This window comes from Streptomyces sp. NPDC050842, from assembly GCF_044456565.1.
Lineage (GTDB): Bacteria > Actinomycetota > Actinomycetes > Streptomycetales > Streptomycetaceae > Streptomyces.
Window position 1 is genome coordinate 1 of sequence record NZ_JBITGA010000008.1, and the last position, 24,419, is coordinate 24,419.

14 protein-coding genes, 1 tRNA gene and 1 rRNA gene are annotated in these 24,419 nt (G+C 71.6%); 12 read left to right on the top strand and 4 right to left on the bottom strand.

The genetic code is table 11. The features are described from left to right. A 5S ribosomal RNA gene (gene rrf / locus ACIBG6_RS26215) occupies window positions 1-93 on the top strand; the annotation flags it as partial. Window positions 94-98: 5 nt separating this feature from the next. Then, a tRNA-Thr gene (locus tag ACIBG6_RS26220) sits at window positions 99-171 on the top strand. Between the two features lie 102 nt (window positions 172-273). On the opposite strand, the gene ACIBG6_RS26225 is transcribed toward ACIBG6_RS26220, so the two are convergent. Then, entirely contained in the window at window positions 274-2,916 is a 2,643-nt protein-coding gene (locus tag ACIBG6_RS26225; protein WP_399225042.1) for a SpoIIE family protein phosphatase, read from the bottom strand. Between the two features lie 269 nt (window positions 2,917-3,185). Between ACIBG6_RS26225 and ACIBG6_RS26230 the strand changes: the two genes are divergently transcribed. The 10 genes from ACIBG6_RS26230 (at window position 3,186) to ACIBG6_RS26275 (ending at window position 18,099) form a co-directional block, all read left to right on the top strand. Further along, window positions 3,186-8,669, top strand: a complete 5,484-nt coding sequence (locus ACIBG6_RS26230; protein WP_399225043.1) for a HAMP domain-containing protein — start codon at window positions 3,186-3,188, stop codon at window positions 8,667-8,669. Between the two features lie 292 nt (window positions 8,670-8,961). Next, complete coding sequence (locus tag ACIBG6_RS26235; RefSeq protein ID WP_317599720.1) at window positions 8,962-9,636, top strand: response regulator; 675 nt, start codon at window positions 8,962-8,964, stop codon at window positions 9,634-9,636. 227 nt (window positions 9,637-9,863) lie between these two features. Further along, window positions 9,864-12,683: a DNA translocase FtsK gene (locus tag ACIBG6_RS26240; RefSeq protein ID WP_399225045.1), complete on the top strand. Its 2,820-nt coding sequence runs from the start codon at window positions 9,864-9,866 to the stop codon at window positions 12,681-12,683. Between the two features lie 258 nt (window positions 12,684-12,941). Further along, on the top strand, window positions 12,942-13,766 hold the full coding sequence (locus ACIBG6_RS26245) for a helix-turn-helix domain-containing protein (protein WP_384147662.1): 825 nt from the start codon (window positions 12,942-12,944) through the stop codon (window positions 13,764-13,766). A 96-nt stretch (window positions 13,767-13,862) separates the two neighbouring features. Then, on the top strand, window positions 13,863-15,356 hold the full coding sequence (gene rimO / locus ACIBG6_RS26250) for a 30S ribosomal protein S12 methylthiotransferase RimO (protein ID WP_399225046.1): 1,494 nt from the start codon (window positions 13,863-13,865) through the stop codon (window positions 15,354-15,356). Beyond that, window positions 15,353-16,027, top strand: coding sequence for a CDP-diacylglycerol--glycerol-3-phosphate 3-phosphatidyltransferase (gene pgsA / locus ACIBG6_RS26255; RefSeq protein ID WP_399225047.1), 675 nt, complete (start codon window positions 15,353-15,355; stop codon window positions 16,025-16,027). The genes rimO and pgsA overlap by 4 nt, the downstream gene beginning before the upstream one ends. Next, entirely contained in the window at window positions 16,024-16,545 is a 522-nt protein-coding gene (locus tag ACIBG6_RS26260) for a CinA family protein (protein WP_399225048.1), read from the top strand. The genes pgsA and ACIBG6_RS26260 overlap by 4 nt, the downstream gene beginning before the upstream one ends. 109 nt (window positions 16,546-16,654) lie before the next feature. Further along, a complete protein-coding gene (locus tag ACIBG6_RS26265) occupies window positions 16,655-17,038 on the top strand; it encodes a helix-turn-helix domain-containing protein (protein WP_056648474.1) in 384 nt (127 codons plus the stop codon). Window positions 17,039-17,202: 164 nt separating this feature from the next. After that, on the top strand, window positions 17,203-17,673 hold the full coding sequence (locus tag ACIBG6_RS26270) for a DNA starvation/stationary phase protection protein (protein WP_317599731.1): 471 nt from the start codon (window positions 17,203-17,205) through the stop codon (window positions 17,671-17,673). 96 nt (window positions 17,674-17,769) lie between these two features. Further along, complete coding sequence (locus tag ACIBG6_RS26275) at window positions 17,770-18,099, top strand: hypothetical protein (protein ID WP_399225049.1); 330 nt, start codon at window positions 17,770-17,772, stop codon at window positions 18,097-18,099. Here ACIBG6_RS26275 and ACIBG6_RS26280 read toward each other — a convergent pair. The 3 genes from ACIBG6_RS26280 to ACIBG6_RS26290 are packed head-to-tail and all read right to left on the bottom strand — an operon-like array spanning window position 18,047 to window position 24,321. Beyond that, the gene (locus ACIBG6_RS26280) at window positions 18,047-18,811 is read right to left on the bottom strand and encodes an SDR family NAD(P)-dependent oxidoreductase (RefSeq protein WP_399225051.1); all 765 of its coding nucleotides are present in this window, start codon (window positions 18,809-18,811) and stop codon (window positions 18,047-18,049) included. The genes ACIBG6_RS26275 and ACIBG6_RS26280 overlap by 53 nt on opposite strands. A gap of 32 nt (window positions 18,812-18,843) precedes the next feature. Next, entirely contained in the window at window positions 18,844-19,632 is a 789-nt protein-coding gene (locus ACIBG6_RS26285) for an Fpg/Nei family DNA glycosylase (RefSeq protein ID WP_399225052.1), read from the bottom strand. Between the two features lie 39 nt (window positions 19,633-19,671). After that, window positions 19,672-24,321 carry a DEAD/DEAH box helicase gene (locus ACIBG6_RS26290; RefSeq protein WP_399225053.1) on the bottom strand — a complete coding sequence of 1,550 codons (4,650 nt, stop codon included), beginning with the start codon at window positions 24,319-24,321 and terminating at the stop codon, window positions 19,672-19,674. Window positions 24,322-24,419: the final 98 nt, after the last annotated feature.

The following is a 24,419-nucleotide window of genomic DNA, read 5'->3' on the forward strand; positions in this document are numbered from 1 at the left end:
ACGCCCGGTTACATTCCGAACCCGGAAGCTAAGCCTTTCAGCGCCGATGGTACTGCAGGGGGGACCCTGTGGGAGAGTAGGACGCCGCCGAACAACCCGCCCTTTTAGCTCAGTCGGTAGAGCGTCTCCATGGTAAGGAGAAGGTCAACGGTTCGATTCCGTTAAAGGGCTCCGAAGAAAGAAAGGCCCCGCCATTGGCGGGGCCTTTTTTGCGTTGTCGTGGCGGGCTGGAAAGGGGAAGGCGGCCCCTTTCCCGGGGCCGCCCTTGGTGGATCAGCTGGGGTCCGGCTCTCGGAGGCGCATCGCCAGGATGGCCATGTCGTCGGAGGCGGGGGCCTGGGCGAAGCGTTCTACCGCGCGGAGGACGCGGGAGGCGACAGCGCCGGCCGTCAGGCCCGTACACGTCTTGAGGACTTCGGCGAGGCCGTCGTCGCCCAGCATGCGGGTGCCTTCGCGGCGCTCGGTCACCCCGTCCGTGACGCAGAGGAGGACGTCGCCCGGGTCGAGCGTGATGGTCTCCTCGTACAGTTCGAGGTCTTCCATGACGCCGAGGAGGGGCTGAGGTTCGGCGGCAGGGCTCACCGTGCCGTCCTGGCGAAGGCGCAGAGGCAACGGGTGGCCGGCGCACACGACCTTCAGGATCGCGGAGCCGTCCGGCTGCGGGTGCATCTCGCCGTAGAGCAGGGTGAGGAAGCGGCTGCGGGCGCCCTCGTCGAGGATCGCGGCGTTGAGCCGCTCCAGGACGGCCGGGCCGCCGAAGCCCTCGCGGGCCAGAAGACGCAGGGCGTGGCGGGCCAGGCCGGTGACGGCCGCGGCCTCCGGTCCCGTACCGCAGACGTCGCCGATGGCGAAGCCGTACGCGCCGTCGCGGATCGGGAAGAGGTCGTAGAAGTCGCCGCCGACCTCGTTGCCCTCGCCGGCCGCGCGGTAGATGACGTCGACCTCGACGCCGGGGATCACCGGGAGGCCGGGCGGGAGGAGGCTGCGCTGGAGGGACTGGCTGATCGCCACGCGCTCCGAGTACAGGCGGGCGTTGTCCAGGGCCAGGGCCGCCCGGCGCGAGAGGTCCTCGGCGAGCTCCAGGATCTCCTGGCGGAAGTGGTCCTCGGAGGGCCGGCCCAGGGTCAGCATGCCGATGACCCGGTTACGGGCGACCAGGGGCAGGACGACCGTCTCGCCGGCGACCGCGGTCGCGGTGGCCAGGGTGGTGTCGATGCCGGAGGAGAGCGGGCTCGTGGGGTGGTCGAGGGCGCGGACCGAGGCGGTGAGCGCCGCGCGGTGCGCGGCGTCGCCGGGGGCCGTCCAGACCCGGGCGCCGGGCGTCGGCACCGGGTCGGGCGGCGCGATCGAGGACAGCAGGTCCTTGAGGCCGTCGATGCGGTCCTCGTCCTCGTGGAGCACGTACGAGAGGTACGGGTCGGAGGCCTGGTCGGCGATCGTGTAGACGGCGCACCAGGTGGCGAGGGTCGGGACCGTCATCTGGGCCATCAGGGCCAGCGTCTGGTCGCGGTCCAAGGTGCCAGCGAGGAGGTCGGAGGCCTCGACGAGGAAGCTCAGGGAGCCTCGGCGGAGGCGTTCGAGCTCGCCGAGGCGGGCCGACTCGACGGCGAGGGCGATGCGGTCGGCGGCGAACTGGAGGCGGAGGGCCTCCTCGTTGGAGTAGCGGTTCGCGGACTCCGCGGCCACGCCCAGGGAGCCGGTGAGCCGGCCCTCGACCTTGAGCGGGACGGTGACCACCGAGCGCATGCCGGTGCCTTCGAGGAGGGGGACGGCGCCGGGGACCGCGGCCAGGTCCTCGTGGACCGCGGGCATCCGGGCGGAGCCGTAGCGGCTCGCGCCGGTCTCGACCGGGACGCGGGCGAAGCGCTGGCGGGCCGCCGGGAGGCCGGTGGTCGCCCGTACCTCGAGCTCGGTCTCGTCGTCCGTGGCGAGGAGGAGGAAGGCGGCGTCGCCGTCGAGCATGTCGCGGGCGCGCTCGACCGTGCGCTGGAGGAGGCCGTCGAGGTCGTCGGGGGCCGGGGAGCCGATGAAGACCTCGAAGGGGTCCGCCGCGCGGCCCTCGCCCGGTTCCGCGGCGGGGCGCTGCGGGGTCTGGAGGACGGCCCGCTCGTGCTCCCGTACGAGGAGACAGACGGTGGAGGGCTCGCCCTGGGAGTCGCGGACCCGGAGGTGCGAGGCGTACACGGGGATGACGCGGCCGTCGGCGCAGCGGATGCCGTAGCTGCCTTCCCAGCGGGAGAGGCGCAGGGCCTCGGCGAGGCCGGTGCCGATGCCGGGGGTGTGCGGCCAGGCGGCGAGGTCGCCGAGGGGCTTTCCGGTGACCTGGTCGGCGTCGTAGCCGAAGAGCTCCTGGGCGTCCTCGTTCCACGCGGTGACCGCTCCGCCGCGGTCGATCTGGGCGACGGCGACGCGGACGCGGCTTTCGGCGGCCGGGAGGAGGGCGTCCGGGAGGACGGGGCCCGCGGAGCGGGTGCCCACCGGGCGCTGGGCGAGGTCGAGGTGGAACCAGACATGCTTGCGAGTGGGGGAGTAGTCCACGCCCCAGCGGTGCGCGAGGGCGGCGCAGAGCAGCAGTCCCCGGCCGTTCTCGCGGTCGGGGCTGCCCAGCGTGCGGCCGCTCTGGACGGGGATCTCGCGCTCCGGATAGCGGTCGGAGACCTCGACGCGGATGCTGTCCTCGGAACGGAGGCAGAGGACCTCGGCGGAGGTGCCGGCATGGATGACGGCGTTGGTGACGAGCTCGCTGGTCAGGACGACGGCGTCGTCGACGAGCTCGGAGTGGCCCCAGCCCTGGAGGGTGTCCCTCACGAACGCGCGGGCGGCCGCGACGGACCGCCCGACGGGCTCGAAGCTGGCAGTCGCCCGCGCGGTGATCACAGCACTCCTCGTACGCGTCTCGACGCCCGGCTCTGCCATGCTCGGTATGCCCCTCCCACTGCCCGGTGGTCGTGTGCGCACCAGACCGCCCCCGCCGGGCGGACCGGGGTGGTTGGACAGCCGGATGCCAGGTTACTTACCTTCGCTGTCCGCGCGGATGCCGGTCGCCGCAGTTTCCGTCCCACGGGGGTGGGGACCTTGTGCGAAGCTGCCGAACTGTTATCGCCTGGTTCGGCAGCGGTGAAACACTGGGCAGGCTATCGGCGAGAGCCGGAAGCGTACGGTCGACCCCTTTCGGGAGGGACACGGTGGAGTCTGGCACGGCGGCGCGACGTGGCGGCAGTGGTGCGCGCGCGAGGGGCGGGCGTTCCCGTGGGGGGACGGTGCAGGTGGACGCGGCGGCGCTGGAGCGGTTGCTGTCCGCGCTGGTGTCGATGCGGGACGGGAACTTCCGTAAACGGCTGACGGTCTCCGGTGACGGGGTCATGGCGGAGATCTCCGCCGTGTTCAACGAGGTCGCGGACCGGCAGATGCACGTGACGGGCGAGCTGTCGCGGGTGCGGCGGGTCGTGGGGCGTGAGGGCAAGCTGTCCGAGCGGCTTGAGGCGGGGCCCACCGAGGGGGCGTGGGCGGCGGCGATCGAGGCCGCGAACGCGCTGGTCGACGATCTCGCCCGGCCCGTGTCCGAGGTGGGACGGGTCCTCTCGGCGGTGGCCGAGGGCGATCTCGACCAGCGGATGGACCTGCGTTCGGAGGGTTCCGACGGGGCCGTACGGCCGCTGCGCGGGGAGTTCCTGAAGGTCGCGCGTACCGCGAACAACCTCGTCGACCAGCTGTCGGTGTTCGCCTCCGAGGTGACGAGGGTCGCCGTCGAGGTGGGTACGGACGGCAAGCTGGGCGGGCAGGCGCAGGTGCGTGGGGTGTCCGGTTCGTGGAAGGACCTCACGGACTCGGTCAACACGATGGCGAACCGGCTGACGGCCCAGGTGCGGGACATCGCGCTCGTGACGACGGCGGTGGCGGACGGTGATCTGTCGCAGAAGGTCACGGCGAACGTCGCCGGCGAGATGCTGGAGCTGAAGAACACCGTCAACCGGATGGTGGACCAGCTGTCGTCGTTCTCCTCCGAGGTCACGCGGGTGGCGCGTGAGGTGGGTACGGAGGGCGAGCTCGGCGGTCAGGCCGAGGTGGCCGGGGTTGCCGGTGTGTGGAAGGACCTCACTGATTCCGTCAACACGATGGCGGGAAATCTCACCAATCAGGTGAGAGGGATCGCCGAGGTGACGACAGCGGTCGCCAACGGCGATCTGTCACAGAAGGTGCGGGTCTCCGCGCGCGGTGAGATCGCGCAACTCGCGGACACGATCAACCAGATGACCGAGACGCTGCGGACGTTCGCCGACGAGGTGACCCGGGTGTCGGGCGAGGTCGGCGCGCAGGGTCTGCTCGGTGGCCAGGCGCAGGTGCCGGGTGCGGCGGGGACGTGGAAGGACCTGACCGACTCGGTCAACACCGTCTTCCGGAACATCACCACGCAGGTGCGGGACATCGCGCAGGTGACGACGGCGGTGGCCAACGGTGACCTGTCGCAGAAGGTCACGGTCGACGTGGCCGGCGAGATGCTGGAGCTGAAGAACACCGTCAACACGATGGTGGACCAGCTGTCGGCCTTCGGTTCCGAGGTGACCCGGGTGGCCCGGGAGGTCGGCGTCGAGGGTCTGCTCGGCGGTCAGGCCGAGGTGCCGGGTGCGGCGGGTACGTGGAAGGACCTGACCGACTCGGTCAACACGGCCTTCCGGAACCTGACCGGTCAGGTGCGGGACATCGCGCAGGTGACGACGGCGGTGGCCAACGGTGACCTGTCGCAGAAGGTCACGGTCGACGTGGCCGGCGAGATGCTGGAACTCAAGAACACCGTCAACACCATGGTGTCGCAGCTGTCGTCCTTCGCGGACCAGGTGACGCGAATGGCGCGGGACGTGGGCACCGAGGGCCGGCTCGGCGGGCAGGCGCGGGTGGACGGTGTCTCCGGCCGCTGGCGTGAGCTCACCGACTCCGTGAACTTCATGGCCGGCAATCTGACGTCGCAGGTGCGGCAGATCGCGCAGGTGACGACCGCGGTCGCCCGCGGTGATCTGTCGCAGAAGATCGACGTGGACGCCCGGGGCGAGATCCTGGAGCTGAAGAACACCATCAATACGATGGTCGACCAGCTCTCCGCCTTCGCCGACCAGGTGACGCGGGTGGCCCGTGAGGTGGGTACCGACGGCCGGCTCGGCGGGCAGGCGCAGGTGCCGGGCGTGGCCGGTGTGTGGCGGGATCTGACGGACTCCGTGAACGGCATGGCCGGGAACCTGACGACCCAGGTACGTAACATCGCGCAGGTCGCCACGGCGGTCGCCCGCGGTGATCTGTCGCAGAAGATCGACGTGGACGCCCGGGGCGAGATCCTGGAGCTGAAGAACACCCTCAACACGATGGTGGACCAGCTCTCGAACTTCGCGGAGCAGGTGACGCGGGTGGCCCGTGAGGTGGGCACCGAGGGGATCCTGGGTGGTCAGGCCGAGGTGCAGGGGGTCTCCGGCACCTGGAAGGACCTCACCCAGTCGGTGAACTTCATGGCGAACAACCTGACCATTCAGGTGCGCAACATCGCCGAGGTCACGACGGCGGTCGCCATGGGCGACCTCTCCAAGAAGATCACGGTCGACGCCCGGGGCGAGATCCTGGAGCTGGTCACGACCGTCAATACGATGGTCGACCAGCTGTCGAACTTCGCGGACGAGGTCACGCGCGTGGCCCGTGAGGTGGGTACGGAGGGCATCCTCGGCGGCCAGGCGCGGGTGCGTGGGGTCACCGGTACCTGGAAGGACCTGAGCGACAACGTCAACCTGATGGCCAACAACCTGACGAGTCAGGTGCGGAACATCTCCCGGGTCTCGGCGGCCGTCGCCAACGGCGATCTGACGAAGAAGGTGACGGTCGAGGCGCGGGGCGAGGTCGCCGAGCTCGCCGAGACCGTCAACACCATGGTGACGACCCTGTCGTCCTTCGCCGACGAGGTCACGCGAGTGGCGCGTGAGGTGGGCACCGAGGGCGAGCTGGGCGGTCAGGCGCGGGTGCCGGGTGTCTCCGGCACGTGGAAGGACCTGACCGAGTCGGTGAACTCGATGGCCGACAACCTCACCGGTCAGGTGCGGCAGATCGCCGCCGTCACCACCGCCATCGCGAAGGGCGACCTCACCAAGAAGATCGACATCGACGCGCGCGGTGAGATCCAGGAGCTGAAGAACACCATCAACACGATGGTGGACCAGCTCTCGAACTTCGCCGAGGAGGTCACGCGAGTGGCCCGTGAGGTGGGCACCGACGGGCAGCTCGGCGGCCAGGCCCGCGTCCGGGACGTGGAGGGCACCTGGAGCGACCTCACCGAGTCCGTGAACGAGATGGCCGGGAACCTCACCCGGCAGGTGCGGGCCATCGCGGCCGTCGCCACCGCGGTGACCCGCGGCGACCTGAACGTCAAGATCGACGGTGTGGACGCGGCCGGCGAGATCCAGGCGCTCCAGGACAACATCAACACGATGATTGCCAACCTGCGCGACACCACCCTCGCCAACGACGAGCAGGACTGGCTCAAGAGCAACCTGGCCCGCATCTCCGGTCTCATGCAGGGCCGGCGGGACCTGGACGACGTCGCCTCGCTCATCATGAGCGAGTTGACGCCGGTGGTCTCGGCCCAGCACGGCGCCTTCTTCGTGGCCATGCCGACGGGCTCCGCCCACAGCGACGCCGAACTCGTCGGTGAGGGCGACGGCGCGTACGAGCTGCGGATGCGCGGGAGTTACGGATACTCCACCGGTTCCATGCCGACCTCGTTCCGGCCGGGGGAGACGCTCATCGGGACGGCCGCCGAGGAGAAGCGGACCATCCAGGTCAACGTGCCGCCGGGCTATCTGAAGATCTCCTCGGGGCTCGGGGAGGCCTCGCCGGCGCATGTGATCGTGCTGCCGGTGCTCTTCGAGGGGAAGGTCCTCGGGGTGATCGAGCTGGCCTCGTTCCAGCCGTTCGCGCAGATCCAGCGGGACTTCCTCAACCAGATCGCCGAGCTGATCGCGACCACGGTCAACACCATCAGCGTCAACACCAAGACGGAGGTGCTGCTCCAGCAGTCGCAGGAGCTCACCGAGCAGCTCAAGGAGCGCTCGGCCGAGCTGGAGCACCGGCAGAAGGAGCTCCAGGGCTCCAACTTGGAGCTGGAGGAGAAGGCCGAGCTGCTCGCGCGGCAGAACCGCGACATCGAGGTGAAGAACACCGAGATCGAGGAGGCGCGGCAGGTCCTGGAGGAGCGGGCCGAACAGCTCGCCGTCTCCATGCGGTACAAGTCCGAGTTCCTCGCCAACATGTCGCACGAGCTGCGCACCCCGCTCAACTCGCTGCTGATCCTCGCCAAGTTGCTCGCGGACAACGCCGAGACCAACCTGACGCCGAAGCAGGTCGAGTTCGCGGAGACGATCCACGGCGCCGGTTCGGACCTGCTCCAGCTGATCAACGACATCCTCGACCTGTCCAAGGTCGAGGCGGGCAAGATGGACGTCTCGCCGACGCGGATCGCGCTCGTCCAGCTCGTCGACTACGTGGAGGCCACCTTCCGGCCGCTCACCGCGGAGAAGGGGCTCGACTTCTCGGTGCGGGTCTCGCCCGAGCTGCCGGCCACGCTCCACACCGACGAGCAGCGGCTGCTCCAGGTGCTGCGCAACCTCCTGTCCAACGCGGTGAAGTTCACCGACTCCGGCGCGGTGGAGCTGGTGATCCGGCCGGCAAACGCGGACGTGCCGCAGTCGATCCGCGAGCAGCTTCTGGAGGCCGGTTCGCTGCGCGATCCGGAGGCCGATCTGATCGCGTTCTCGGTCACGGACACCGGGATCGGGATCGCCGCGAGCAAGATGCGGGTCATCTTCGAGGCGTTCAAGCAGGCCGACGGCACGACCAGCCGGAAGTACGGCGGTACGGGTCTGGGGCTGTCGATCAGCCGGGAGATCGCGCGGCTGCTCGGCGGCGAGATCTTCGCGGCGAGCGAGCCGGGCCGCGGTTCGACGTTCACGCTCTATCTGCCGCTGAGCCCGACGGAGCTGCCGTCGCACGGGTACGGGCAGGGGGCGTCGGACGCCGATGACGCGCAGCACGGGGCGGACGAGGGGGCGGCCGGGGGCGTGCACACGTTCCCGCACTTCCCGCCGCCGCCCGTACGGACCGAGGCGCGGTCGGGGGCCGGGGCGCTGTTCCGGCACCGGAGGAAGGCCGCGGCGGAGGCGACCGGGGCGCGGACCGCGGTACCTGGCCAGTTCGGTCAGCAGGGCGCCGCGGACCGGGCGGAGCCCGAGGCGGAGGTCGAGCCGAGGCGTACGTTCAACTTCTCGGGCGAGAAGGTGCTCATCGTGGACGACGACATCCGTAACGTCTTCGCGCTCACGAGCGTCCTGGAGCAGCACGGGCTCGCGGTGCTGTACGCGGAGAACGGGCGCGAGGGCATCGAAGTCCTGGAGCAGCACGACGACGTGACGGTCGTGCTGATGGACATCATGATGCCGGAGATGGACGGGTACGCGACGACGACCGCGATCCGGCGGATGCCGCAGTTCGCGGGGCTGCCGATCATCGCTCTGACGGCGAAGGCCATGAAGGGCGACCGGGAGAAGGCGATCGAGTCGGGTGCCTCGGACTATGTGACGAAGCCGGTCGACCCCGACCACCTGCTGTCCGTCATGGAACAGTGGATGCGAGGCGAGTGACTCCGGGGCGGGGGCCGCGCGGAACTCCGCGCGGCCCCCGGGCTTCGCTGACGGGCTGTCGCCACGGGGGTGTGAGAGGGCGGGATACGGGGAACCTTCTGGTCTCCCACCGCGTTTCTGCTACGTGCACAGTGACATCGCGGTGACAGGGTGTGGCGACGGGCGGGGTGCGGCTACGATGACCGGCACAAGGACGGACGGCGCTAGGGAGTCGTCTTCTGGGGCGGCGCCCGGTGCTTCCCCCGGTTACGGGAGCCGGGGAGAGCCGTTGCCGGGACGAGGAGGACGGGGCATGGTGCAGAAGGCCAAGATCCTCCTGGTCGATGACCGGCCGGAGAATCTGCTGGCGCTGGAGGCCATTCTCTCCGCGCTCGATCAGACGCTGGTGCGGGCATCGTCCGGGGAGGAAGCGCTCAAGGCGCTGCTGACGGACGACTTCGCGGTCATCCTGCTGGACGTGCAGATGCCGGGCATGGACGGCTTCGAGACGGCCGCGCACATCAAGCGGCGTGAGCGGACGCGGGACATCCCGATCATCTTCCTCACCGCCATCAACCACGGCCCCCACCACACGTTCCGTGGGTACGCGGCCGGGGCGGTCGACTACATCTCGAAGCCGTTCGACCCGTGGGTGCTGCGTGCCAAGGTCTCCGTCTTCGTCGAGCTCTACATGAAGAACTGCAAGCTGCGCGAGCAGGCCGCCCTGCTGCGGCTGCAGTTGGAGGGCAGTGGCGAGGGCGGTCACGGCAAGGAGTCCGCCGGGCTGCTTGCCGAGCTCTCCGCCCGCCTCGCCGCCGTCGAGGAGCAGGCGGAGGCGCTGTCGAAGCAGCTCGACGACGACTCCGCCGACGCGGCGGCCGTCGCCACCGCCGCCCATCTGGAGCGCAAGCTCACCGGGCTGCGGCGCGCGCTGGACGCCCTGGAGCCGGGTACGGGCGCCACGCCGACGCTGCCGGCCCAGACCTGACGTCGCCGGGACCAGGCCCGACGTATCCCGCCCGGGCCTGACGTATCCCGCTCGGACCTGACGGCGCCCGCCCCGGACTGACGTGCCGTCACTCGGGGTGGTGTGCCGTGACTCGGCGTCAGCTCCGTGCCCCGGTGCGGTTGACACGATCGAGTGAGTCGGACACCCGTCCGCCTACCGGCGGGTGAGAGCGGACAGCCCGTCCCCTCACCGGTAACCTCAGCATCATGGCTTCACGTACGTCCGGCAAGGGTTCCCAGGGCACGGCGGGCGCCGCAAAGCCGCGCGCCGGCCGGACGACGGCCGCCGCGAAGAAAGCGGCGCCCCTGAAGTCGGCCGCCAAGCCACCCGCCAAACCCGCGGCCAAACCCGCCGCCAAGAAGGCGACGGCCAAGAAGGCCGCGCCCTCGAAGCGCGCGCCCGCGCGGAAGACCGCCGCGAAGAGAGCCGCGCCCCGCCCGGCACCGTCCCCCACCGGGGGCGTCTACCGGCTCGCCCGCGGAGTCTGGCTGGGCCTGGCCCACGCCGTGGGAGCGATGTTCCGGGGGATAGGGCGTGGCGCCAAGGGCCTCGACCCGGCCCACCGCAAGGACGGGCTCGCGCTGCTGCTGCTGGGCGTCGCGCTGATCGTCGCCGCGGGCACCTGGTCCAATTTGAGGGGTCCGGTCGGCGACCTCGTCGAGATGCTGGTGACCGGGGCCTTCGGCCGGCTCGACCTGCTCGTACCGCTGCTCCTCGGTGTCATCGGCGTGCGGCTGATCCTCTATCCGGAGAAGCCCGAGGCCAACGGCCGGATCAGCATCGGGCTCTCCGCCCTCGTCATCGGCGTCCTCGGCCAGGTCCACATCGCCTGCGGCTCACCGGGCCGCGGCGACGGGACCGAGGCCATGCAGGACGCCGGCGGGCTCATCGGCTGGGCCGCTTCCCAACCCCTCGTGTTCATGATGGGCGAGGTCCTCGCCGTACCGATGCTCGTGCTGCTCACGCTCTTCGGCCTGCTCGTCGTCACCGCCACCCCGGTCAACGCCATCCCGCAGCGCCTGCGCGCCCTCGGCGCCCGGCTCGGCATCGTCGAGCCCGCCGACGACCCGGCGGAGGCCGAGGGGTACGAGGGGTACGACGAGGAGTGGCGCGAGGCCGCTCCCCGGACCGCTCGTCCCGTCCGGCGCCGGGCGACCGGACCGGCGGAGCCGTACGACGTGGACCGGGCCGAGGCCGAGCTCCTGGAGCGGCGTGCCGGCCGTGCCCCGCGCAGCTCCGCACCCGACGCCTTCGACCACGGCCTGGACCCGGTGGACATCGCCGCGGCCGCGGCCGCCGCCCTCGACGGCGCCGTGCTCAACGGCATGCCGCCCTCCCCGATCGTCGCCGACCTGACCAGGGACGTCACCGCCGAGCGGGACGCCGCCCTGGCCGCCGCCGCGGAGACCTCCGGGCCCGTGGCCCCGGCCGCGCCCGTACCGCCGGCGCGCGGTGGCGAGCGGCCCGGCGGGGGCGTACCCGACCTGACGAAGCCCGCGCCCGAGCCGACGGATCTGCCGCCGCGGGCCGAGCAGCTCCAGCTCTCCGGCGACATCACGTACTCGCTGCCGTCGATGGACCTGCTGGAGCGCGGCGGGCCCGGCAAGACGCGGAGCGCCGCGAACGACCTCGTCGTGGAGTCGCTCTCCAACGTCTTCACCGAGTTCAAGGTCGACGCGGCCGTCACCGGCTTCACCCGCGGGCCGACGGTCACGCGGTACGAGGTCGAGCTCGGCCCCGCCGTGAAGGTCGAGAAGATCACGGCCCTGACGAAGAACATCGCGTACGCCGTGGCCTCGCCGGACGTCCGGATCATCTCGCCGATCCCCGGCAAGTCCGCCGTCGGCATCGAGATCCCGAACAGCGACCGCGAGATGGTCAACCTCGGGGACGTGCTGCGGCTCGCGGACGCGGCGGGCGACGACCATCCGATGCTGGTCGCGCTCGGCAAGGACGTCGAGGGCGGCTATGTGATGGCCAACCTCGCGAAGATGCCGCACGTCCTGGTCGCCGGTGCCACCGGCTCCGGCAAGTCCTCCTGCATCAACTGCCTCATCACGTCGGTGATGATAAGAGCGACCCCCGAGGACGTCCGGATGGTGCTCGTCGATCCCAAGCGGGTCGAGCTCACCGCCTACGAGGGCATCCCGCACCTGATCACCCCGATCATCACCAACCCGAAGCGGGCCGCCGAGGCCCTGCAGTGGGTGGTGAAGGAGATGGACCTCCGCTACGACGACCTGGCCGCCTTCGGCTACCGGCACATCGACGACTTCAACCAGGCCATCCGGGACGGGAAGATCAAGCTGCCCGAGGGCAGCCAGCGCGAGCTCAACCCCTACCCGTACCTCCTGGTGATCGTCGACGAGCTCGCCGACCTGATGATGGTCGCGCCGAGGGACGTCGAGGACTCGATCGTCCGCATCACCCAGTTGGCCCGCGCCGCCGGCATCCATCTCGTCCTCGCCACCCAGCGGCCGTCCGTGGACGTCGTCACCGGCCTCATCAAGGCGAACGTGCCCTCGCGGCTCGCCTTCGCCACCTCCTCGCTCGCCGACAGCCGGGTCATCCTGGACCAGCCCGGCGCCGAGAAGCTGATCGGCAAGGGTGACGGACTGTTCCTGCCGATGGGCGCGAACAAGCCGGTCCGCATGCAGGGCGCCTTCGTCACCGAGGACGAGGTCGCGGCCGTCGTGCAGCACTGCAAGGACCAGATGACGCCCGTCTTCCGGGAGGACGTCACCGTCGGCACCAAGCAGAAGAAGGAGATCGACGAGGACATCGGCGACGACCTCGACCTGCTGTGCCAGGCCGCCGAACTGGTCGTCTCGACGCAGTTCGGCTCCACGTCGATGCTCCAGCGCAAGCTGCGCGTGGGCTTCGCGAAGGCCGGCCGGCTGATGGACCTGATGGAGTCGCGGAACATCGTCGGGCCGAGTGAGGGCTCCAAGGCGCGTGACGTGCTGGTGAAGCCCGACGAGTTGGACGCGGTGCTCGCCGTGATCCGGGGGGAGTCGGGGGAGTAGCGGCGGGGGGACCGGGTACCCGATCGGCGTCGGCGTGGCCGCTCCCGACCGGCGTACCCGATCGAGACCGGGCCGAGACTCACTCGTAAGGGAACGGGGGCAACCGTTTCCCCTGGCCGTACGTCAAGTTGGACGGTGGGACAGATGGATGTCCCAGCCTCATGGCGTACAAACAGCACCCGCCCGGTTGCCCCACCCTTTCGTACCACCCATAGACTGAACGTCCAGCAGGTGGCTACACGCTCGAAAGGCGCTCTCGTGTCCATCGGCAACTCCCCCGAAGACGACCGGACGTTCCCGGCAGACGACCGGGACTCGATCGGTCGCGCTCTCCAGCAGGCCCGAATCGCCGCCGGTCTCACCGTCGAAGAGGTCAGTGCCTCCACCCGTGTCCGGATCCCGATCGTGCACGCGATCGAGGAGGACGACTTCTCGCGCTGCGGCGGCGACGTCTACGCCCGCGGGCACATCCGTACCCTCGCGCGCGCCGTCGGTCTCGATCCGGCCGATCTGATCGAGCAGTACGACGCCGCCCACGGCGGTCGTCCCGCGCCCACCCCCGCCGCCCCGCTCTTCGAGGCGGAACGTATCCGCCCCGAGCCGCGGCGGCCCAACTGGACCGCCGCGATGGTCGCGGCGATCGTCGCCGTCGTCGGCTTCGTCGGTTTCACGATGTTCGACGGCAACGAGGCCCCCAAGGGCACCGTGACCGCCGAGGGCGGTCCGGCCCCGGCGCCGGAGAAGGCGACCTCCGCCGCCAAGCCGAAGCCGGTCAAGCCCGCCCCGAAGCCCAGCGAGAGCGCGATCGCCGCGGTCCCGCAGGACAAGGTCACGGTCAAGCTCACCGCCGTCGACGGCAAGAGCTGGATCTCGGCCAAGGCCAAGGACGGGAAGCTGCTCTTCGACGGCCTCCTCCTGGAGGGCGAGTCCAAGACCTTCCAGGACGACGAGCGTGTCGACCTGGTCCTCGGCAACGCCGGCGCCATCGAGCTCTACGTCAACGGCAAGAAGGTCGAAGAGAAGTTCGAATCCGGTCAGGTTGAGCGGCTCACCTACACCAAGGGCGACCCCGAGGCCGGATGATCCGCCCGGGCCCGTCGGACCCCGTGATGTGACCTCTGTCGCGCAGGTGAACCCTGCGCGACGGGGGAACGGCCGGGACGAAGTAGTCTTGAGCTCATGCCCGAACGCCGTACCGTCGCCCTTGTCACTCTTGGCTGCGCCCGTAACGAGGTGGACTCGGAGGAGCTCGCAGGCCGCTTGGCAGCGGACGGCTGGGAGCTCGTCGAGAACGCCGAGGAAGCGGACGTCGCCGTCGTCAACACCTGCGGATTCGTCGAAGCCGCCAAGAAGGACTCCGTCGACGCCCTCCTCGAAGCCAATGATCTGAAGGATCACGGCAAGACCCAGGCCGTCGTCGCCGTCGGCTGCATGGCCGAGCGGTACGGCAAGGAGCTCGCCGAAGCCCTCCCGGAGGCCGACGGCGTCCTGGGCTTCGACGACTACGCCGACATCTCCAACCGCCTCCAGACCATCCTCAACGGTGGCAGTGTCGAGGCCCACACCCCGCGTGACCGGCGCAAGCTGCTGCCGCTGTCGCCCGTGGAGCGCCAGAAGGCCGCCGCGGCCGTGGCCCTGCCGGGACACGGCGACGCCGCGGAGATGCCCGTCGACGCGCCGGCCGACCTTCCCGAGGGGCTCGCGCCCGCCTCCGGGCCCCGCGCGCCGCTCCGCCGCCGGCTGGACACCAGCCCCGTCGCCTCGGTGAAGCTCGCCTCCGGCTGCGACCGCCGCTGCTCCTTCTGCGCCATCCCGTCCTTCCGGGGCTCCTTCGTCTCGCGCCGTCCCTCGGACGTGCTGAACGAGACGCGCTGGCTCGCCGAGCAGGGTGTGAAGGAGGTCATGCTGGTCTCCGAGAACAACACCTCGTACGGCAAGGACCTCGGCGACATCCGGCTCCTGGAGAGCCTGCTGCCCGACCTGGCCTCGGTCGACGGCATCGAGCGCGTCCGGGTCAGCTACCTCCAGCCCGCCGAGATGCGCCCCGGTCTGATCGACGTCCTCACCTCGACCGAGAAGATCGCGCCCTACTTCGACCTGTCCTTCCAGCACAGCGCCCCGGACGTGCTGCGGGCCATGCGCCGCTTCGGCGACACCGACCGCTTCCTGGAGCTCCTGGAGACCATCCGGTCCAAGGCCCCGACGGCCGGTGCCCGCTCCAACTTCATCGTGGGCTTCCCGGGCGAGACCGAGGCGGACTTCGCCGAGCTGGAACGCTTCGTCACCCACGCGCGGCTCGACGCCGTCGGCGTCTTCGGCTACTCCGACGAGGACGGCACCGAGGCCGCCACGTACGAGCACAAGCTCGACCAGGACGTCGTCGACGAGCGGCTCGCCCACCTCTCCCGGCTCGCCGAGGAGCTCACCGCGCAGCGCGCGGAGGAGCGGATCGGAGAGACCCTGGAAGTACTCGTCGAGTCCGTCGACGAGGAGGACGGCTGGATCGGCCGCGCCGCCCACCAGGCGCCCGAGACCGACGGCCAGGTGGTCCTCACTACGGCCGACGGTGCGAGCCCCGACCTGGCTCCGGGCCGTATGGTCAGGGCGAAGGTCGTCGGCACGGAGGGCGTCGACCTGGTGGCCGAGTGTCTTTTCGAGGAGGCAGCCAGATGACCGGAGTCCCGGCATCCGCGACGGGCGGGACCGGTAGGCCGGCGCCCCGCGGAAAGCTGGGCACTGCGGCCGTCAACCAGGCCAGCCTGTGGAACATCGCGAACATCCTCACCATGATCCGGCTCGTGCTCGTGCCGGCCTTCGTGGTGCTCCTGTTCCAGGACGGCGGTCACGACCCCGCCTGGCGCGCCTGGGCGTGGGCGGCGTTCGCCGTCGCCATGATCACGGACATCTTCGACGGGCACCTGGCCCGTACGTACAACCTCGTCACCGACTTCGGGAAGATCGCCGACCCGATCGCCGACAAGGCGATCATGGCCGCCGGGCTCATCAGCCTCTCCTTGCTGGGTGACCTGCCCTGGTGGGTGACCGGGGTCATCCTGGCCCGCGAGCTGGGGATCACCCTGATGCGGTTCTGGGTGATCCGGCACGGGGTCATCCCGGCGAGCCGCGGCGGCAAGATGAAGACGCTCGCGCAGGGCACGGCGGTCGGCATGTACGTGCTCATGCTCACCGGTGCGCTGGCCACCCTGCGCTTCTGGGTGATGGCGGTGGCCGTCGTGCTGACGGTGGTCACCGGTCTGGACTACGTGCGGCAGGCGATCGTCCTGCGCCGCGAGGGCCTCGCGGAGGAGCGGGCGGCCGCGCGGTCGGAGGTGGCGACGCGATGACCGAGGCCGCCCGGGTGCTGGCGCTGCTCGCGGAGCGTGGTCACACGCTGGCCGCCGCGGAGTCGCTCACGGGTGGTCTGGTGGCCGCCGAGCTCACCGGTGTAGCCGGGGCCTCGAAGTCCTTCCGGGGCTCGGTCACGGCGTATGCCACGGTCCTCAAGCAGGAGCTCCTGGGGGTCGACATGGCCCTCCTCGCGGAGCGCGGCGCGGTGGATCCGGAGGTCGCGCTGCAGATGGCGGCCGGTGTCCGGGCCCGGCTCGGCGCCGACTGGGGAATCTCCACGACGGGGGTCGCGGGGCCCGAACCCCAGGACGGGCAGGCCGTCGGAACGGTCTACGTGGCGGTCGCGGGGCCGCCCGGAGCGAGCGCCGGAGCCGGGAAAGTGGTCTCGTTGAGGTTGAACGGCGACCGCGCGGACATCCGTAGAGAGAGCGTACGGAGCGTGCTGGAACTGCTCCATGAGGAACTCTCGGGAAATGCGCGGGCACAGGATACGGAACACAACGGGGGGAATTGATGTTTGCAGCCCTGAGTGAACACGACATCGCTCCCCGCACGGCTGCGGCGCGAGGCGGTACGGTGGTGCGTGAAGGATGCGGCTACGCGGTCCGAGGAGGGAGCCACCGATGATTCTGCTCCGTCGCCTGTTGGGTGACGTGCTGCGTCGGCAGCGCCAGCGCCAAGGCCGTACTCTGCGCGAAGTCTCCTCGTCCGCCCGAGTCTCGCTCGGCTATCTCTCCGAGGTGGAGCGGGGGCAGAAGGAGGCATCCTCCGAGCTGCTCTCCGCGATCTGCGACGCGCTGGACGTACGGATGTCCGAGCTCATGCGTGAAGTGAGCGACGAGCTGTCACTGGCCGAACTGGCCGAGTCGGCAGCGGCGAGCGAACCGGTGCCGACGCCGGTACGCCCGATGCTCAACTCGGTGTCGGTGACGTCGGTGGCCGGTGTGTCCACCGGGCGGGTGACCATCAAGGCGCCCGCGGAAGCGGTGGACGTCGTCGCTGCCTGAGTCGACCTGAGTGTCAGTGGGCGAAAGCCCCGCGTGGTGCCCTGAGGGGTGCCGGGCGGGGCTTTCCTCGTATGTGTCGACCCTTCATGGCGATTTGTTTGAGATGCCGGGTTCGGGTGATGCGTGCCATGGTGGGGGGACGTACGACTGGTTGGAGATCCCGCATGTCTGTCGTGAAGAGCCCGCTGTCCGAGGCCGACCTCAAGGCGGTCGGCACCGCGCTCCAGGGGGCGCTGGTCGATCTCGTCGACCTCGCCCTGGTCGCCAAGCAGGTGCACTGGAACGTCGTCGGGCCGCGATTCCGCTCCGTCCATCTGCAGCTCGACGAGGTGGTGGACACCGCTCGGCTGCACTCCGACACCGTGGCCGAGCGCGCCTCCGCGCTCGGCGTCAACCCGGACGGGCGGTCGGCGACCGTGGCCTCCTCCAGTGCGATCGGGTCGGTCCCGGAGGGGTGGATCAAGGATGTGGAGGCAGTTCGGATCCTGGTGGCCGCGCTCGGGGCCGTCATCACCCGGATGCGGGAACGGATCGATGTGACCGGTGATCCCGACCCGATCAGCCAGGACATCCTGATCGGACTGACGGGAGACCTCGAGAAGCACGCCTGGATGTTCCAAGCGGAGAGTGTGTAAGGCGTGGCGATACGTGCGGTGTGCGCCGGGTCTGCCCCCGGTGCGCCCTCCCGCTGGGTGATCCTGCCGGTCTAGCGTCGACCCCAGGAGGCGGCCATGGTACGGCGACGTGTTCCGCCGGTGACGCTCGCGCTGGTCGCGGTCGGGCTGGTGGCCGGGGGGCTCTGGTGGTGGGCGGTTCTGCGCCTGCTGCTCGTGCCCGGGGGCGCCGGGATCGTCGAGGGGGCGGTGGCCGCGGGCGGCTGGGGGCTGAGCCTGCTGCCGGTGCATGTGGCGGCCTCGGTGCGGCGCCAGGCCGGTGGTGTGCGGGAGTCGGGCGATGGTGTGCCGGGGGCGGACGGTGGTGTGCCGGGGGCGGGCGGCGGTGTGGCCGTCACCAAGGCATCGCGACGCCGCCATTGGGGCGCAGGGTCTGGCCCGTCGTGAACGACGAGGCGTCGGAGGCGAGATGGAGGACCGCGTGCGCGATGTCCTCCGGCTCGCCGACCCGGCGCAGCGGTGAGTGACGGACCATCGCGGCCTCGGCCTGCTCCTGGGCGGCCGGCTCGTGGCGGTCCGTCATGGGGGTGCGGATCCAGCCCGGCGCGACCGCGTTGACCCGGATGCCGTGCGGACCCACCTCCACCGCCAGGGTCTTCGTGAGCTGGACGACCGCCGCCTTGGTGACGCTGTAACAGAGCAGGCCCGGGCTCGCGGTGTCCATCGCGCCCGAGGCCATCGTGACGATCGAACCGGCGGTGCCGGAGGCGATCATCGAGCGGGCCGCTTCCTGGCAGGCGTACAGGACTCCCTTGAAGTTCACGGCGAGGACGCGGTCGAGGTCCTCGTCGCGGGTCTCCAGGACGGTGCTCGTGTGCATGATCCCGGCGACGGCCGCCATGACGTGGAGCGGCCCCGCGGAGTGGACGGCGGCGGCGAGGGCGGTCCGGTCGGTGACGTCCAGGGGGTGTGCGTGCGCGGTGCCTCCTTCGCCGGTGACGAGGGCCGCTGTCTCCTTGAGGCCGTGCTCGTCGCGGTCCGCGCAGTGCACGGCCGCACCCGCCTGGGCGAGGAGCAGGGCGGTGGCGCGTCCGATGCCGCTCGCGGCGCCGGTGACGAACGCGGAGCGGCCGGTGAGGTCGTACGCCGAGAGGGTCATGTCCGGACCGTACGACTGGATCTGACGGATCGTCAATTGGTCGGGCCCTGTTGGCACCCCGGGCACCAGTACGTGATCCGGTCGCCGAGTTCCGCCTTCCGGATCCGGGCGCCGCAGCGCAGACAGGACTGTCCCTCGCGGCCGTAGACGTGGAGCGAGGTGCCGGGGCGGCGCGTGGTGGTCGTGCGCCGGTCGGGACGGTCCTTGTTCGCCTCCAGGAGGCGGTGGGCGGTGGCCACCAGGCGGGCCGGGACGTCGGGGGCGAGCGCGCCGACCGGGAGCCACGGGGTGACGGCTGCCAGGAAGGCCAGCTCCGACTTGTACACGTTGCCGATGCCGGCCAGGTTGCGCTGGTCGAGCAGCGCCTCGCCGAGCGGGCGGTCCGGGGCGGCGAGGAGGCGTCGTACGGCCTCTCCCGGGTCCCAGTCCGGCCCCAGGAGGTCCGGGCCGAGATGGCCGACCGCGCCGGCCTCCTCGGCGGTGCGGATCAGTTCCAGGACCGGGAGCCGGTAGCCGTACGCCGTGGACTCGGCGTTCCCGAGGATCGCCCGGATCTGGTGCTCGGGGCCGCCGTGGGGGCGCTCCCCGGTGGCGTACACCCGCCAGGCGCCGTCCATCCGCAGGTGGGAGTGGAGGGTGAGCCCGCCCTCGATCCGGGCGAGCAGGTGCTTGCCGCGCGGGGTGACGTCGAGGAGCGTGCGGCCGGTGAGGTCGGCGGTCGCGAATCGGGGCACGCGCAGGTCCGAGCGGGTCAGGACCCGCCCGGCCAGCGCGGTGTGCAGGCGGTGGGCGACCTGCCAGACGGTGTCTCCTTCGGGCACCGTTCCATGATGCCGGGTCGTGTGGGCAGTCGGCGTGGTTCAGGCACGGAGGCGGAGGCCTCTGGGGGTGGCGAGGAAGCCCGCCGCCTCCAGGGGGCGGGCGAGCGGGGAGGTCAGGGCCGTCGCGCCGTTGATCCGCTCCACCGTGACCGTGCCCAGAGAGCCCGCCCGTGCCGACGCCGCCAGGGCCTCGGCCGCAGCCGTCAGGGCGGGATCGTCCGGTTCGGCCGGCCAGGAGAGGAGTGTCTTGCCGCCCCGCTCCACGTAGAGCGTCAGCTCGCCGTCGACGAGGACCACCATCGCGCCCGCCTTGCGGCCGGGCTTGTGCCCGGCGCCGGTCGGCGGCTCCGGCCAGGACAGGGCCGCCCCGTACGCGTTCGCCGGGTCGGCCGCGGCCAGGACCAGTGCGCGCGGGCCGGCGGCGGCCTCCGCGCCCCGGTCGCGGGCCGTCGCCGCCGCCCGCAGCCGGTCCACGGCCCCGTCCATCGCGAACTGGGCCGCGCCGAGGCCTTCCACGACATAGCCGCGCCTGGCCTGACCGCTGTCCTCGAAGGCGGACAGGATGCGGTACGTCGCCGAGAAACCCCCTTCCACGCCCTCGGCTGCCACCGCGCCCCGGGTGACCACGCCGTGCCGGTCCAGGAGGGTGCGGGCGAGGGCGTGCGCCCTGTGGGTCGGCTCCGGCTCGGCGGGCGGCAGCAGCGCCCAGCGGCCGGAGACCGTCGGCGGGCCCGTGCGCGAGGCCGGGCGGGCGGCGGCGCCCAGCGTGCCGTACCGGCCGCGCGGCACCGTCCGGCGCGCGCGGTGGGCGGTCGACCCGGCCGTCCGGCCGGAACCGAGCAGCGAGCGGAGCGGAGCGAGCGTGTCGTTGGTGAGCCGGCCCGACCAGGCCAGGTCCCAGAGCGCGTCGGCGAGCTGCGGGTCGGTCGCGTCCGGGTGGGTGGTGGCCCGGACCTGGTCGGCGATCTGCCGGAAGAACAGCCCGTACCCGCCGGAGAGGATGGTGAGCACCGACTCGTGCAGCGCGGACAGCTCCAGAGGGTGCGCCGGCGGGAGGAGCAGGGGCGCCGCGTCCGCGAGGTAGAGCGAGATCCAGCCGTCCTTGCCGGGCAGCGATCCGGCACCGGCCCAGACCACCTCGCCCGTGGTGGTCAGCTCGTCGAGCAGCGTCGGGGAGTAGTCCCGGACGCGGGACGGCAGGATCAGCTTCTCCAGCGCGGAGGCGGGCACGGGCGCGCCCTGGAGCTGCTCGATCGCACGGGCGAGGCCGTCGATACCGCGCAGACCACCACCGCCGACGTGCTGCCACTGGGGCAGGAAGGTGGCGAGCGCCGCCGGGGGCACCGGCTCCAGCTCGTGGCGCAGGGCCGCGAGGGAACGGCGGCGCAGGCGGCGCAGTACGGCCGCGTCGCACCACTCCTGGCCGATGCCGGAGGGATGGAACTCGCCCTGGACGACGCGGCCGCCGGCGGCGAGCCGCTGGAGCGCGCCGTCCGTGACGGCGGCGCCGAGCCCGAAGCGGGCGGCGGCCTGTGAGGAGGTGAAGGGGCCGTGCGTGCGCGCGAAGCGGGCGAGGAGGTCGCCCAAGGGGTCCTTGACCGGCTCGGTGAAGGCCTCGGGCACACCGACCGGCAGGGCCGTGCCCAGGGCGTCACGGAGCCGTCCCGCGTCCTCGATCGCCGCCCAGTGGTCGGCTCCTCCGATCCTGACCCGGATCGCGCGCCGGGACCGGGCGAGGTCCGGTGCCCAGCCCGCTTCCGCGCCGCGCTCGCCGAGCTCGGCGTCGGTGAGCGGGCCGAGGACCCGCAGCAGGTCGGCGACGCCCTCCACGTCCTTGATCCGCCGGTCCTCCGTGAGCCACTGGAGCTCCCGCTCCAGCTCGGTGAGGACCTCCGGGTCGAGGAGCTCGCGCAGCTCTGCCTGGCCCAGCAGCTCCGCGAGGAGCCGGGAGTCGAGGGAGAGCGCGGCGGCCCGCCGCTCGGCGAGCGGCGAGTCGCCCTCGTACAGGAACTGCGCCACGTAGCCGAAGAGGAGCGAGCGGGCGAAGGGCGACGGCTCGGGGGTGGTGACCTCGACGAGCCGGACCCGGCGGGCCTCGATGTCGCCCATCAGCTCGGTCAGACCGGGGACGTCGAAGACGTCCTGGAGGCACTCGCGGACGGCCTCCAGGACGATCGGGAAGGAGCCGAACTCGCTCGCCACCTGGAGGAGCTGGGCCGCGCGCTGCCGCTGCTGCCAGAGCGGTGTGCGCTTGCCCGGGTTCCGCTTGGGCAGCAGCAGGGCGCGCGCGGCGCACTCGCGGAACCGGGAGGCGAACAGCGCGGAGCCGCCCACCTGGTCGGTGACGATCTGCCCGATCTCGCCCTTGTCGAAGAGGGCGTCGGCCGCGCCGATGGGCGCCTTGTCCGCGTCGTACGTCGTGTCCAGGTGCCGGCCCGGGTCGATCGGTTCGTGGTCGAGGAGGTCCAGGCCCATGTCCAGGCCCATCAGGTCCGCGTCCGGGAGGCGCAGCACGATGCCGTCGTCCGCGTGCATCACCTGCGCGTCCATGCCGTACCGCTCGGCGAGCCGCGCACCGAGCGCCAGCGCCCAGGGGGCGTGCACCTGCGCGCCGAACGGGGAGTGGATGACGACCCGCCAGTCCCCGAGCTCGTCCCGGAACCGCTCGACCAGGATCGTCCGGTCGTCGGGCACGTGGCCGCAGGCCTCGCGCTGCTCGGAGAGGTACGCGAGGACGTTGTCCGCGGCCCAGGCGTCCAGGCCCGCGGCGATCAGCCGCAGCCGCGCGTCCTCGGCCCCGAGGGCGCCGAGCTCCCTCAGGAACGCGCCCACCGCGCGCCCCAGTTCGAGCGGGCGGCCCAGCTGGTCGCCCTTCCAGAACGGCAGCCTGCCCGGCACGCCGGGCGCGGGGGTGACGAGCACGCGGTCCCGGGTGATGTCCACGATCCGCCAGGACGTGGTGCCCAGCGTGAACACGTCGCCGACCCGTGACTCGTAGACCATCTCCTCGTCGAGCTCGCCGACCCGGCCCCCGCCCTTCTTCGGGTCCGCGCCCGCGAGGAACACGCCGAACAGGCCCCGGTCGGGGATCGTGCCGCCGGAGGTGACGGCGAGCCGCTGCGCGCCCGGCCGCCCCGTGACCGTCCCGGCGACCCGGTCCCAGACCACGCGCGGGCGCAGCTCGGCGAACGCGTCCGACGGGTAGCGCCCGGCGAGCATGTCGAGCACGCCCGTGAACGCCGAATCCGGCAGCGAGGAGAAGGGCGCCGCACGGCGCACCACGGCGAGCAGGTCGTCCACCTGCCAGGTGTCGAGCGCGACCATCGCGACCAGCTGCTGGGCCAGCACGTCCAGCGGATTGGCCGGGATGCGCATCGACTCGATCGAGCCCGACCGCATCCGCTCCGTGACCACGGCCGCCTGCACCAGGTCGCCCCGGTACTTGGGGAAGACCACGCCCGTGGACACCGCGCCGACCTGGTGCCCGGCGCGCCCCACGCGCTGGAGCCCGGAGGCGACCGAGGGCGGCGACTCGACCTGCACGACGAGGTCGACCGCGCCCATGTCGATGCCCAGCTCCAGACTGGAGGTGGCCACCACGGCGGGCAGCCTTCCCGCCTTCAGGTCCTCCTCGACCTGGGCGCGCTGCTCCTTCGACACCGAGCCGTGGTGCGCCCGGGCGAGCAGCGGCGGGGCGCCCTGCGCGGCCCCGGACTGGGCCATGATCTCCGCCGGGGGAGGTCCGTCGGGGAGGGGCTCGCCTGTCGCGCGCTCGTACGCGATCTCGTTGAGCCGGTTGCACAGCCGCTCGGCCAGCCGGCGGGAGTTCGCGAAGACGATCGTGGAGCGATGGGACTGGACGAGGTCGGCGATCCGCTCCTCGACGTGCGGCCAGATCGACGGCTTGTCGCCGCCGTCCTTGCCCTCGGTGGCGGGGGAGCCTCCGAGCTCGCCCATGTCCTCGACGGGGACGACGACGGAGAGGTCGAACTCCTTCCCCGACAGCGGCTGCACGATCTCCACCGCGCGGCCGGGGGACAGATAGCGGGCCACCTCGTCCACCGGGCGGACCGTGGCCGACAGGCCGATCCGGCGCGCGGGGCGGGGCAGCAGCTCGTCGAGCCGCTCCAGGGAGAGCGCCAGATGCGCGCCGCGCTTGGTGCCCGCGACCGCGTGGACCTCGTCCAGGATGACCGTCTCCACCCCGGACAGGGCCTCCCGCGCGGCGGACGTCAGCATCAGGAACAGCGACTCGGGGGTGGTGATCAGGATGTCCGGCGGCCGGGTCACGAGGCTCCGGCGCTCGGCGGGCGGGGTGTCGCCGGAACGGATGCCGACCCGGATCTCCGGCTCGGGCAGCCCGAGCCGGACCGACTCCTGGCGGATGCCGGTCAGCGGGGAGCGCAGATTCCGCTCGACGTCCACGGCGAGCGCCTTCAGCGGCGACACGTAGAGCACGCGGCAGCGCTTCTTCGTGTCGGCGGGCGGAGGGGTGGACGCCAGGCGGTCCAGGGAGGCGAGGAAGGAGGCCAGGGTCTTGCCCGAGCCCGTCGGTGCGACGACGAGCACGTCGGAGCCCTCGCCGATGGCCTTCCAGGCGCCTTCCTGCGCCGCCGTGGGCGCGGTGAAGGCCCCGGTGAACCAACCACGGGTCGCGGGGGAGAACGAGTCGAGCGCGGACCTGACCATGTCCCCCATCGTGCACCCGCCCACTGACAACCGCCCGGACCTGGGGAAACCCGCTCGTGCCAGAAGGCGGAGCGGTGCGGTACGGCGCGCCCCTGGCG